Source organism: Bradyrhizobium cosmicum (assembly GCF_007290395.2).
Taxonomy (GTDB): Bacteria; Pseudomonadota; Alphaproteobacteria; order Rhizobiales; family Xanthobacteraceae; genus Bradyrhizobium; species Bradyrhizobium cosmicum.
The window spans coordinates 6,571,601-6,583,714 of the sequence record NZ_CP041656.2; the positions used below are offsets into that span (position 1 = coordinate 6,571,601).

Sequence of the window (12,114 nt, forward strand, 5' to 3'; positions counted from 1 at the left end):
CTCTTGCGATGTTGCCGTTCTTCTTCGGATCAAAGAAACGCTCCCTGTTCGGCTCCTTCGAACCGGCAACGCACCGCGGTGGCGCAGGCGCTGCGCTGCTGTGCGGATCATGGGGGACAGAATATACCAACGCACATCGAGCGATGCGGGTTCTTTCTAAGCGACTTTGCGCCGCGGGCTTTGACACATTGAGGTTCGACTACTTCGGCGCAGGCGATTCCGGCGGAGAGACCATTGACGCGGAACTCGACGGCTGGAAGAACGATATCGGCACGGCGTTAAGGGAATTGACGGAAATGAGTGGAACGTCGCGTATCGCCATCATCGGCATGCGGCTCGGCGCCACACTCGTCGTGGAAGCGGCACCGCAGTTGCCCGCCAGGGTCGACAGCGTCGTCCTGTGGGATCCAATTTTGTGCGGAACCGACTACCTCAAGTCACTCCAAACTCCGCAAGGCGATCGCCGCGAAACCACGCCCGTTTCTCCAATGTGTGGACCGCCGGAGGTTGCTGCATCCCAACTGGGAGGCCTTCTTGTTTCATCATCTTTTATCGATGGCTTGAGGTCCATTGATCTGTCCTCGCGTGAAGTGCGGCTCCCCTCGAATGTCTTGACGATTTTCAGCAACAATCAGCATCGAGAGTGCAACATCGGCAGCGCCTCGAAGGACAGCGAAGTTGCGATCCTCGAAGCCCCCTCACCCTGGAGGGATTCTGCAGACCAAGAAGAGGGTTTGCCAGTCGAGGTATTTGAACGGATCCTGAAGTGGCTTCGGTAACACACATTGTCGAGAAGATCGCCCAATTCGGTCGCGAGAAGGGGCTGGTTGGAATCGTTGCGGATCCAGCTGTGCCGTCCAACGAAAACAGACTGGCCGTCGTCATCCTGAACACTGGAACAATTCACCGCGTCGGCCATCACCGCATGTACGTCGGAATGTCCCGGAAGCTTGCTCGAACCGGCATCACGGTCCTGCGGTTCGACTTCTCCGGTCTTGGCGACAGCTCGCCCCATTTGTCGGATCAGCCGCTTCTTCAGTCCAATTTGACGGACATCGAGGCCGCTCTGGAATGGCTGCAGACAACGCGCGGGATTTCGCGGGTCGTGCTGATCGGCCTTTGTTCCGGGGCCGATCACGCAATCCTGTACGGGTTTTCCGATCCTCGCGTCGTCGGGCTGGTATTGATTGATCCTTACATCCCGCCAACCGCCCGCTACTTCTTCGACTATCTCTCACACCGTTTGCGGGACGTCAGGAACTGGAGGAATTTTCGCCTACACAAGAGCAAGCTTCTGAGGCGCCTGTTCGAACATATTTCGCGGACCCTGCATCTGGACGGGGGCCCATTGCACCTAGAATATCATGGATTAGACCCTCGCGCTTCACTCGAGAAAGCCTATGAGGCCACTGCCCAGGCAGGGGTGAAATTTCTTGTGATTTGCACGGGGCAGCATCATGCGCCTCGGCAAACCTACCGCGAACAGTTCATCAACGCCTTCTCCAAGGTTTCGTTCGGCGATTCCTTGCAATTGGAGTTTTTTCAGAACGCTGATCACACTTTCAGCTCCATCAGGTCGAGGAGCGAACTCGACGAACTGGTGGCAAGCTGGTGCAAAAACACGCCATTCGAACGCTCGACGCCGCTGACGCCACCTATTGCAGACGTTACAGCGCTTTGGTCAGCATGACAGATATTGCCTCGCGCGCATCGTCAGCGCGGACGAACCTCAGCTCAGTTCATTCCTCGTTCATTCAACGAGCGAGCAGAACGACAGATCCAATCACCCCATCGGCCGCGCCGCCTGCTCGAGATGATGCGCGCCCGATTGGCGCGAATTTCGTCTCACGACGGCGTTGATCTTGGTCCTCAGTTCTCCACGAGAGCGGGCCTTGGTGTGAATCCGTGCGCCCCTTTTTGCTACCGGCTGCAAGCTGGTGTGAACGCGAATGACCGAGGAGTCTATGAAGTGCAGGGATAGGGATGATTGCAACAGATGTCTCGAAAATCCGCGGCCCGCCCGATGCCAGCCTTTGGCCAGCGGTTGTAGCGATTATTGATGGTCGCTGAGGTCCGTATCGATTGGGCAGATCCTGCCAAGACGATCCCATCTCGAGACATAAAAGATCGCATTGATGATGAGTCGGTCATCCACCCGCGCCACGCACGCGCGGTTTGTTGGGCGGCAGGGGCTGTGATCAAACGCCAATCTTCTCGGAGACATCGTACCGACTCGTGATTGAAGGTCGTCCAGGGACCTTGAATTACGACCACTCAGACGCTCAATGATTATACCTAGAGTGCCTAGTCCTCATCGAGATAAATGTCTTCGGGCAAGTTGAAGGCGATGTACAGGACGAAGGCAAGTACAGCGACCACTAATGAAATCGACGCTATCCCGATGTAGAACCACACGATGCGATTTCTTCTTAATCAAACGAATGAAATCAATAGCCAACAAATTAAATCTACCGCTCTGATCGGACAAGACGTGTTTAACATTATGCTTGATTGATAGAGTTAAGAGACACGGTCTTCGCGCTCGAAGCGATATCCGGCCGCTGGGTTCGCGAAGATCGTCCTTCTTCAACTGCCCTCGCCCATGCCGGGGTGGTCTATCGCGACACGGATTATTACAGTCAATGATCAGGTTGGGCGACATTCTCTCAGTAAGTGGGCGGCAAGCACCAATGCCGCTATGAAAGAGTCGCGTCAGGCCGCAGCTGAAATCAGATCTGATTAAAATATCTTCAGGTCCCAAGCATACGAACGAGTGTTATCCAACTCGATAGCGCTATGCAGACTGAAGGACCGGCATACCAAATCAAACTTACCGGAATTCCCTTCTAGAGAAGACGGTAAGGCGAGTTGCGATCGTTTCTAGACTTGTATTTCGGAGGCACCCAAGGTCACGAATTTGTCCCAACCGAACTCTTTTTCGCCTATTATGCACCTCGGCCTCTGCTCGAGTCACAAGCCCGCGCAGCCGCTGGATATCCAGCATTATGCCTTTCAGCTTTAGATCTGCCTCATAAATACGTCGGAGACTCGGGGTGGAACTACTCAAAGGCCCCTCACATAAAAGCATAAAACTATCCGCCTAACCTTAGCCTTATTTATGGAGCTGGCAATACAAATTTAGCTTCTTGTGAATTCGCCGCCCGTCCGCCCCTCAGTTGATTTAGTATACTCCGTAGTTTCGCTCGCCATCATGCGATGAGAAACTGCTCGAAATACGAGTGTGCTTTAATGCGAAGCTGCGAAGCTGAGGCGACTCGACTAATTTGAATGACAGCCTCAAGAAATCAGTTGCGGCGAAGCTAACGGCGTTGGGTGAACCCCAAGCGGAGCTTTTGTTTTGCTCCGTGGCAGGACTTTCATGTCTCGCACCCGCTAGGCGAGCAGCTTGATCGAACGAGACAAACTACGCGGCTCAGCCGCGAGAAACAGCATGCAAGGGGTGTTGTCTGAACAACCGCCTCGCGGCACCAGCGGGAAGACTTCGACATTAAGTTCAAGCAATCACTTGATTTTGTTACCGGCTTTTCAAGCCCTATAGCGGACTGGCGTGATCCGAGATCGACGATAAATCCACAACAGAAACTCAAAGCTCGAAAATCAGTGAAAGTATGCAACCGTAGCAATGAGGCCCAGTAGCAGACAAATGATGAATCCGCCACCTGACGGAAATGCGCCCTGCTTAATGACCGGCAGTTCCCGACGTCGCGCTGGTCTCACGGCTTAAAATAATCCATTCTTCGAAAGCTTCCTGACGACCTTTTGGCATGTCACTGAGATAAATCTACTGCAAAGTTTAAAAAATTAAAATCTCGCTGCCATCATGATTAACCTGCTCAAGAATCTTCTGCCTCAGGGTGTAGCGGTCGCCGGCGGACCGATTGGTCGCCGCGAGTTTCCTGGTTTTGAAGTTGAGGAAAAGGCGCTTGCTCGTGCTGTACCCAAGAGAGCTCATGAATTTCGCGCGGGTCGCGCCTACGCCCGTGCAGCACTGAGCATTCTTGGCACCGAATCCTGCGGCATCCCGGTCGGCGAGCATCGCGAGCCGATTTGGCCGCTTGGAATTGTGGGATCGATCACACACTCCAATAGCCTCTCATTTGCGATTGTGGCCCGAAGTCACGATTTTCGCGCACTTGGTATAGACATTGAGGGAGATACTGCCCTTGATCCCGATCTCATTGCTCTGGTCTGTCGCCCGGAAGAACGGGCAAGGGCTCGCGCGAGCGAACAGGACCGAATGGACACGGGTAAGCTGCTCTTTGTCATCAAAGAGGCGTTCTACAAGTCCTATTTCCCAGTTACAGGTACCTTCCTGGAATTTCATGACGTTTCGGTGACGATCGACATGCATGATCAATCCTTCCATGCAGAGTTGGTCCAGCTGTCGAAACCTTCGTTGGCCGGTTACCGCGTGATTCAAGGGCGTTTTGGTAACAGCTGTGGACATATGGTCGCGGTGGTTGCGATGCCTGTGCAACAAAGCACTGCCAGGCGGTAGTCTGGTCGACTGATCATGCCTCCGTACAGCAGGTTGCGGAGAGGAGAGATGTTTCCTGGCGATCGTGGCGCAACAAAAATCAAATTTGTGCTCGAAGCATCTGAACTACCCATCAGCGGCTGCCCATCTAAGGCGAGCTTGTCTGCATGTAAGATCGAGAGCCCGCGGGCTGGCGCTACATCGGTCAACAGTTCCGCCCCACGACCAAGAATAGGCCGATCTTTTTTGCGAGGACCGCCAGGATTACAGCGACCCAATACGGTCCATAACTCGTTACGGTGCTCATAAAGGTACTGTTGCGGCGAACTCGTGGGACTCGTTGCCAGGCAAACGAAGCACGGCTGACGCTGCGGCCAACGCAATCGAAATCTGGTGTCGCGACGCTACGTAGCAGTCCGAGAAAATTCGATCATTGCATGAACGCAGGTAATACCAGCGGTCCATCGGTACTCCGCTTTGAATGTTGAGCGCCGCCAGTAGTGCGCGGAGGACATGGAGCTCTGAGACATCCCTTTCATTTCGTTGCGTCGAGAACTGGTTGCGGACGTGATTTCGCTTTGCAAAGCAATCTCCCAAACCACGCGCGAGGCCGCGGCGCGATTTCAAAGCGATCAACCAGGAAACTGGTTGAAGTCGAAAACTCCCACGCAACTGATTTGAGGAACTCGCCAAAGCAACTTTGGCGGAAACTGATCAGCAAGCCTGTTGCGATAGAACAGTGCGTCTCGCACTCGTTGGATTTCATGAGAAAAGTACGCAACGAATTTGGGTATGTCGAGTTGTGCAAGAGGAATCGCTATGAAGATCCCCTTTCTTTCTCGAAAATCCAAGCAACTGTCGGAACAACAAATCGACGCGGCGATGGAGAGACTCCGAAGGCTGCGCATTGAAGTCGCTCTCGTGGAACTGGAAACCGAACTCCGTCGCTCCGAGGTGCGCGTGCTCAGGCCGAAGGGTTTTGGAATGGTCCGCCCTTCATCCTCCGACGGCGAAGAAGAGGATCAGTGATCCTCGATTTCGCTGTGCTACCGAGACCCTCCACGAGTACCGGGCACTGGAGTCTTCCAGTACAGGCAGGTCCTAATTTGAGGAGCTCATTGACACAGCGTAACCGGCGCAAGCGCATAACACCGCCGCGTCGACTTCGCCATATGACGGCACATTGCACCGATTGTTCGAGCACTGATGGCGAGCCCATAATCGGTACGTCACGGCTGATCCGTTGATGGATACGACCAAACCGGTACCTCCTTTGGCACTGAGCAAACGATTTCCCGCGCACCCGACTTGCTCTCCCAGGTATTGGGCAGCCGAGATGAAACGCCGAACCGTGTTGTCGCCTGGCTTCACCCGCTTCGATAGCTTGGCGGTGTAGTCGCGGCGATCGCCCCGGCCCAGCGCCTCGTTGGATGACGTGAGGCCCGAATGTAAACGAGCCGCTCGCCCGGCTATTCTTCCTCGATACGGAGACATGAGCTAGGGGCGCATTTCTGCGTTACCTTCGGAGTAACGCGGGGGAAGCAAGGCTATGCTTCGGCATCACTCTCCAGCGGCCTGGAGACCGAGTGCCCGCATTCCGACACCCCCGCTCGTTATAAACCCTCATGGAAATTTCGTGGGAACCACCTTTTCAAGCCCCTGACGCGGGGCGCCTAAGTTATTGAAGAAGATGGTGGGCGCGACAGGGATCGAACCTGTGACCCCTACCATGTCAAGGTAGTGCTCTCCCGCTGAGCTACGCGCCCTAAAAGTCCACTTGCGTTCGGGTCGGGTCCCTATAACGGCTCAGGGGAGCCGGTGCAAGGACCGAAGGGGGCCGATTTAGGCCGCCAGCATCTTGTTCACTTCGCTGACCAATTCGCGCAGATGCACGGGCTTGGACAGCACCTTGGCGTTCTTGGGGGCGTCCGAATCCGAGTTCAGGGCGACCGCGGCGAAGCCGGTGATGAACATGATCTTGATGTCCGGGTCGAGTTCCGAAGCCCGGCGAGCGAGCTCGATGCCGTCCATCTCGGGCATCACGATGTCGGTGAGCAGCATCTCGAACGGCTCTTCGCGGAGCCGTTGATAGGCGGCCATGCCGTTGTCATGGGAGGAAACCTGAAAACCGGCGTTTTCCAGTGCCTTGACCAGGAAACGTCGCATGTCGTTGTCGTCTTCGGCGAGCAGGATCTTTGGCATGGCTGGAACGTCGAATCCCCAAGACAATTACAAGGCAGCAGCAGCTCACTAAGCCCGACAGAGGGTAAATTTCGGGTGAAAATCTTTACCCTGGCCCGACCGGCGCGCACCCCTTGTGAACCCGAACGCGGCACGAATCAATCGCGGCGCCCGATGCAGTCCCCGCCTCGCTGCCCGCACGGTTAAGACATGTTCCAGTGCCGATCACATCTTTTCGCTTGGCAGAATGGTTGCGATTCCGGACAATGACGACACATAAGAGCCGCTTGATCGGCCGAATCATTCGATCCGGGCCTCTTTGCGGATCCTGCGGTGCAAGGGACCAAGCCTGGAACAAGGGACGAAGCCTGAGAAGATGACCCGGTTTGACGGCGACATGTCGCCAGCCTTCGAGATCGTAGAGCCCGCGCAATGGCGCGCGCCGGTCATCTTCAACTCGCCCCATTCCGGCTCGACCTATCCGGACGAATTCCTGAGCGCATCGCGGATCGACCTGGTGACGCTGCGGCGCTCGGAAGATTCCTTCATGGACGAGTTGATCGGCCATCTCAGCGATCGCGGCTTTCCGACCGTGCGGGTCAACTTTCCGCGCTCCTATGTCGACGTCAATCGCGAGCCCTACGAGCTCGATCCCCGCATGTTCACCGGCCGCCTGCCGAGCTTTGCCAATACGCGCTCGATGCGGGTCGCGGGCGGGCTCGGCACCATTCCGCGCGTGGTCGGCGACGGCCAGGAGATCTACCGCGACCGCATCGTGGTCGACGATGCGCTGGCGCGGATCGAAACGCTCTACAAGCCCTACCATCGCGCGCTGCGCCGGCTGATCAACAAGGTGCACCAGACATTCGGCACCGTGGTGCTGGTCGACTGCCATTCGATGCCCTCGGTTGGCGTCTCCCGCGACGAGCCGCGCCGGCCGGACATCGTGATCGGCGATCGCTACGGCACGAGTTGCACGCCGCTGCTTGCCGACAGGGTCGAGGAGACCATGGGCGGGCTCGGCTATTCGATCGGCCGCAACAAGCCCTATGCCGGCGGCTTCATCACCGAGCATTACGGAAATCCCGCGAGCGGCCTGCACGCCGTGCAGCTCGAGCTCAACCGCGGGATCTACATGGACGAGCGGCGGCGCGAGCGCGGTCCGCGCTTCGGCCAGGTTGCCTCCGACTTCGGCGTGCTCGCCGACGTGCTGGCGACCACGATCCCGTTCGGCGACCTCGGCCCGTTCCAGGCCGCGGCGGAATAGGCGCAAGCCGTCGCCGCGCGATCACGTCGCGGATCAACCCAACACAGCTGCGAGCATATCGAACGCCGAATCTTCGCTTCGCGTTTTCGCGCGGCTGAAGTGAAGATGGAGGCCATAAGAAAAAAGGGCCGCTTCTGATGAAGAAGCGGCCCAAGTCTAGGGAGGAAACGCCCAAGGAGGGCAGCGGTAACGCAGAGCGCTACCGCACCGCAACAATATGCGGCCGCGACGCACAAAGTGCAAGGGCTTTCGAGCCATTTCCCATGCAAAACGCACATGGCTCAATTGCTTATACAGAAACCCAGATTCAGTTTCTTTGATAAGGAAATTCAATGGGTTGATAGTCATTTGCATACGAACGAGGCATATTCGGAACTAAGTTTTCAACTCAATGATCGATATTTGGCCACCATGTGACAGGGACAAGTCAACCCGCCTCGGCATCCAAAATACCAGGGAGCAAATCAAGACAGCGCTGCACGGGAGAGACGATTTAAGCTAGGCAGGAGCGAGCTTCACCCGACTTTCGTTTTGAGGATACGCCGTGACGGTGATCGACTTCTCCGCCTTCATCGGACGGCTCGCGACCGCCTCCGGCGAAACCATCCTGCCGTTCTTCCGCACCTCGCTGTCGATCGACGACAAGAGCAAGACCAAGGATTTCGACCCCGTGACGGAGGCCGACCGCGCCGCCGAAGCGGTGATGCGGCGGCTGATCAAGGCCAGCTTCCCCCAGCACGGTATCGTCGGCGAGGAATTCGGCAATGAGCGCGAGGATTCCGACTATGTCTGGGTGCTCGATCCCATTGACGGCACCAAATCCTTCATCGGTGGATTTCCGATCTGGGGCACGCTGATCGCATTGCTGCACAAGGGCACGCCTGTGTACGGCATGATGCACCAGCCCTTCATCGGCGAACGCTTCTCCGGCGACAATGGTTCGGCCACCTATCATGGCCCCTCCGGCGAGCGCCGGCTCCAGGTCCGCCGCTGCGCTTCGCTGTCGGAGGCGACGACCTACACCACCAGCCCGTTGCTGATGAACGAGCGCGACCGCGCCATTTTCGGACGGATCGAGCAGGGCGCGCGGCTGTCGCGCTATGGCGGCGATTGCTACTCCTATTGCATGCTCGCGGCCGGCCACGTCGACCTCGTGGTCGAGACCGAGCTGAAGCCCTACGACATCGCGGCCCTGATCCCGATCGTGACCGGCGCCGGCGGCGTCGTCACCACCTGGGAAGGCAAGCCGGCGCAAGGCGGCGGCCGCATCATCGCCGCCGGTGACGCCCGGGTTCACGAAGAAGCACTGAAGCTGCTCAACCAATAGGCCGTTAAGAAGCCTGCAGGAGCCCGCATGAAGATCCCCCGCACGCTGCTCCTCACGATCCTGCTGCTGCTGCCGACGATGGCGTCGGCGCAGAATTTCCCGGCCAAGCCGATCAAGCTGATCGTGCCGTTCCCGGCCGGCGGCCCCAACGACATCATCGCCCGCGTGATCGGCCAGCGCATGTCGGAGCTGTCGGGCCAGCCGGTGCTGATCGACAATCGCGGCGGCCAGGGCGGCGTGCTCGGCACCGACGCGGTCGCAAAGAGCCAGCCTGACGGCTACACCATCGCGATATCGAGCGCCGGCGCGCTTGCGATCAGCCCGAGCATGGAGAAGGTCGCCTACGACACTTTGGCCGACCTCACACCGGTGACGCTGGTTGCGACCGTGCCGGAAATGCTTGTCGTCGCCACCAACGTGCCGGCCAAGGACATCGGCGAGCTGATCGCGCTGGCCAAGGCGCAGCCCGGCAAGCTCAACTTCGCGTCTTCCGGCCCCGGCAGCCTGCCGCATCTGGCCGGCGAGTTGTTCAAGCTGACAGCCAGGATCGACATCGTCCACGTGCCCTATCGCGGCGCCGCGCCGGCGGTGAATGATTTGCTGGGCCAGCAGGTGCAAATGACGTTCCTGGACCTGCCGGTGCTGCTGCCGCAGGTCAAGGCAGGCGCCCTGCGGCCGATCGCGGTCGGCTCGGCCGAGCGATCACCGACTGCGCCTGACGTGCCGACGACGGCAGAAGCCGGCTTTCCCGACCTGCGCATCGAGAACTGGTACGGCATGGTGGCGCCGAAGGGCACGCCGAAGGAGATCGTCGCGGCGCTGCATGGCCTGGCGACCAAGGCGATGGCCGATCCCGCGGTGAAGGAAAAGCTCGCCGCCCAGGGCGCGACGCTCGTTGGTGACGAGCCAGAGCATTTTCGCAAATTCATCGCGGACGAGACCGCGAAATGGACCAAGGTGATCAAGGACGCCGGGGTCGAGACGGCGAAGTAGGCCACACCGTCATGGCCGGGCTTGTCCCGGCCATCCACGTCTCTCCCACTCGGCACGAAGAACGTGGATGCCCGGGACAAGCCCGGGCATGACGAATTTGTGGGGTCCCCTCTCACACCGCCTCGGCCCGCAAATGCTCCACCAGCATCTTGGCCGGCCGTGGCAGCGCCTTGAAGCTGCGCGCGCAGATCACGAGGCGCCTGTTGGCCCAGGCATCGCGCAGGCGGACCATGGCGAGCGGCATCAGCTTGGCGCAGCGGCGGGCGGCGGCTTCGGGCACCAGCGCGACGCCGACGTCGGCGGCGACCATCTGGCAGATCGCGTCGAAGTCGCGCAACCGTGCGCGGAAATGCGGACGCATCCCGAGCCGTGCGGCGTGCTTGGAAATATGGACCTGAAGCGCGGTGGCGCTGGTCAGCCCGACAAAGTCGCAAGCGCCCGCCTCCTTGAAGTCGATCTGGCGGCGGCCGGCGAAGGGGCCGCGGCGCGACGTGACCAGGGTCAGGCGGTCCTCGCTGAAGGCGAAGCGCTCGATATGATCGGGCAGCGCATGCTCGGCGGCAAAACCGAGATCGGCAGCGCCCGCGGTGATCGCCGCCGCGATGTCGGTGCTCTCGCGCTCCTCGATGTCGATGGCGACGTCGCGATGCTCGCGCAGGAAGCCGGCCAACGCCTTGGGCAGATGCTCCGACAGCCCCGAGGTGTTGGCGAGCAAATGCACGCTGGCGCGCACGCCGCTGGCAAAGCCGGCGAGGTCGCCGCGCATGGCGTCGATCTGATGGATGACGACCCGGGCATGGTCGAGCAGGCTCTCGCCCGCCGCCGTCAATTCGACGCCGCGGCGGCCACGCTTGAGCAGCGCGACGCCTAGAGCATCCTCGAGCCCTTTGATGCGGGCGCTGGCCGAGGCCAAGGCGAGATGCGACCGCTCCGCGCCGCGGGTGATGCTGCGCTGGTCGGCGACCGCGATGAAGAGCTGGAGGTCGACGAGGTCGAAACGCATGGCTGGTCTCCGCAGCTTTCGTCAGTGACGAAGGCTGTCTCCGTAACCTCCAGATTGCGCCGGCGCGCGGCTTCGGTCAATGTGCCCGGTATGATCGACCCGCTTCTCATTGTCATCGCTGCCGTCTTCCTGATCGCCGGATTCGTCAAGGGCGTGGTCGGGCTCGGCCTGCCGACGGTGTCCATGGGCCTGCTCGCCGTGAGCATGGCGCCAAGCCGCGCCATCGCCATCGTGATCGTGCCGGCCATCGTCACCAACATCTGGCAGACCTTCGCCGGCCCCTATTTGCGCGATATCCTGAGGCGGCTTTGGCCGCTGATGATCGGCACCGTGATCGGCTGCTGGCTCAATGCCGGCGCGCTGACCGGCCCGCATGCGCGCTACGGCACGATCGTGCTCGGCGTCCTGCTGGTGATCTACGCGGTGATCGGGCTGAACAAGTTTCAGTTCCACGTCGCGCCAGAGAACGAGAAATGGGTCGGCGGCGTGGTCGGGGTGATCACCGGCATGATCTCGGCCTCGACCGGCGTGCAGGTGATCCCCTCGATGCCGTTCATGCAGGCGATCGGCATGGAGAAGGACGAACTGGTGCAGGCGCTCGGCGTGTTCTTCACGACCGCGACGCTGGCGCTCGCCTTCACCCTGACCGCTGGCGGATTGCTGACGCCGGCCAACGCCGTGCCGGGCGCCGTGGGCATGGCCATGGCCTTTGCCGGAATGTTCATCGGCCAGTCCGTGCGGGCGCGGATGCCGGCGGAAGCCTTCCGCCGCTGGTTCCTGATCGCGATGATTTTGCTCGGCGTCTATCTCGCCGGCAGCGCGCTGCTGAAAGAGTTTGCCTGAGA

The 12,114-nt window shown here is 59.4% G+C and carries 10 protein-coding genes and 1 tRNA gene; 8 read left to right on the forward strand and 3 right to left on the reverse strand.

Annotation, left to right across the window (positions count from 1 at the left end; genetic code table 11):
* Positions 1-8 precede the first annotated feature (8 nt).
* The 4 genes from FNV92_RS31310 (at position 9) to FNV92_RS31325 (ending at position 5,527) form a co-directional block, all read left to right on the forward strand.
* A complete protein-coding gene (locus FNV92_RS31310) occupies positions 9-779 on the forward strand; it encodes a serine aminopeptidase domain-containing protein (RefSeq protein WP_143843199.1) in 771 nt (256 codons plus the stop codon).
* The gene (locus FNV92_RS31315; protein WP_143843198.1) at positions 767-1,690 is read left to right on the forward strand and encodes an alpha/beta fold hydrolase; all 924 of its coding nucleotides are present in this window, start codon (positions 767-769) and stop codon (positions 1,688-1,690) included. Before FNV92_RS31310 ends, FNV92_RS31315 begins: the two co-directional genes overlap by 13 nt.
* A 2,151-nt stretch (positions 1,691-3,841) precedes the next feature.
* Complete coding sequence (locus FNV92_RS31320; protein ID WP_143843197.1) at positions 3,842-4,519, forward strand: 4'-phosphopantetheinyl transferase family protein; 678 nt, start codon at positions 3,842-3,844, stop codon at positions 4,517-4,519.
* Positions 4,520-5,317: 798 nt separating this feature from the next.
* Positions 5,318-5,527: a hypothetical protein gene (locus FNV92_RS31325; RefSeq protein ID WP_143843196.1), complete on the forward strand. Its 210-nt coding sequence runs from the start codon at positions 5,318-5,320 to the stop codon at positions 5,525-5,527.
* 662 nt (positions 5,528-6,189) lie between these two features.
* Here FNV92_RS31325 and FNV92_RS31330 read toward each other — a convergent pair.
* Positions 6,190-6,264 (reverse strand) — tRNA-Val (locus FNV92_RS31330).
* A gap of 76 nt (positions 6,265-6,340) precedes the next feature.
* Positions 6,341-6,700 carry a cell cycle two-component system response regulator CpdR gene (gene cpdR, locus FNV92_RS31335; protein WP_007597092.1) on the reverse strand — a complete coding sequence of 120 codons (360 nt, stop codon included), beginning with the start codon at positions 6,698-6,700 and terminating at the stop codon, positions 6,341-6,343.
* A gap of 355 nt (positions 6,701-7,055) precedes the next feature.
* Between cpdR and FNV92_RS31340 the strand changes: the two genes are divergently transcribed.
* The 3 genes from FNV92_RS31340 to FNV92_RS31350 all read left to right on the forward strand — a co-directional run bounded on the left by FNV92_RS31340 (position 7,056) and on the right by FNV92_RS31350 (position 10,266).
* Entirely contained in the window at positions 7,056-7,946 is an 891-nt protein-coding gene (locus tag FNV92_RS31340) for an N-formylglutamate amidohydrolase (RefSeq protein ID WP_143843195.1), read from the forward strand.
* A 544-nt stretch (positions 7,947-8,490) separates the two neighbouring features.
* Complete coding sequence (gene hisN, locus FNV92_RS31345) at positions 8,491-9,273, forward strand: histidinol-phosphatase (protein ID WP_143843194.1); 783 nt, start codon at positions 8,491-8,493, stop codon at positions 9,271-9,273.
* 27 nt (positions 9,274-9,300) lie between these two features.
* Positions 9,301-10,266, forward strand: a complete 966-nt coding sequence (locus tag FNV92_RS31350) for a Bug family tripartite tricarboxylate transporter substrate binding protein (RefSeq protein ID WP_143843193.1) — start codon at positions 9,301-9,303, stop codon at positions 10,264-10,266.
* A 112-nt stretch (positions 10,267-10,378) separates the two neighbouring features.
* Here the strand turns inward: FNV92_RS31350 and FNV92_RS31355 are convergent, their stop codons facing one another.
* Complete coding sequence (locus tag FNV92_RS31355; RefSeq protein ID WP_015688749.1) at positions 10,379-11,269, reverse strand: LysR substrate-binding domain-containing protein; 891 nt, start codon at positions 11,267-11,269, stop codon at positions 10,379-10,381.
* Between the two features lie 90 nt (positions 11,270-11,359).
* Here FNV92_RS31355 and FNV92_RS31360 point away from each other — a divergent pair, with 90 nt between their 5' ends.
* Positions 11,360-12,112: a sulfite exporter TauE/SafE family protein gene (locus tag FNV92_RS31360; protein WP_143843192.1), complete on the forward strand. Its 753-nt coding sequence runs from the start codon at positions 11,360-11,362 to the stop codon at positions 12,110-12,112.
* Positions 12,113-12,114: the final 2 nt, after the last annotated feature.

Bases quoted from the DNA above. Each gene is read 5' to 3' on its own strand.
- FNV92_RS31310 (WP_143843199.1), top strand. From the start codon at position 9: ATGTTGCCGTTCTTCTTCGGATCAAAGAAACGCTCCCTGTTCGGCTCC.
- FNV92_RS31320 (WP_143843197.1), top strand. From the start codon at position 3,842: ATGATTAACCTGCTCAAGAATCTTCTGCCTCAGGGTGTAGCGGTCGCC.
- FNV92_RS31325 (WP_143843196.1), top strand. From the start codon at position 5,318: ATGAAGATCCCCTTTCTTTCTCGAAAATCCAAGCAACTGTCGGAACAA.
- cpdR (WP_007597092.1), bottom strand. From the start codon at position 6,700: ATGCCAAAGATCCTGCTCGCCGAAGACGACAACGACATGCGACGTTTC.
- FNV92_RS31340 (WP_143843195.1), top strand. From the start codon at position 7,056: ATGACCCGGTTTGACGGCGACATGTCGCCAGCCTTCGAGATCGTAGAG.
- FNV92_RS31350 (WP_143843193.1), top strand. From the start codon at position 9,301: ATGAAGATCCCCCGCACGCTGCTCCTCACGATCCTGCTGCTGCTGCCG.
- FNV92_RS31355 (WP_015688749.1), bottom strand. From the start codon at position 11,269: ATGCGTTTCGACCTCGTCGACCTCCAGCTCTTCATCGCGGTCGCCGAC.
- FNV92_RS31360 (WP_143843192.1), top strand. From the start codon at position 11,360: ATGATCGACCCGCTTCTCATTGTCATCGCTGCCGTCTTCCTGATCGCC.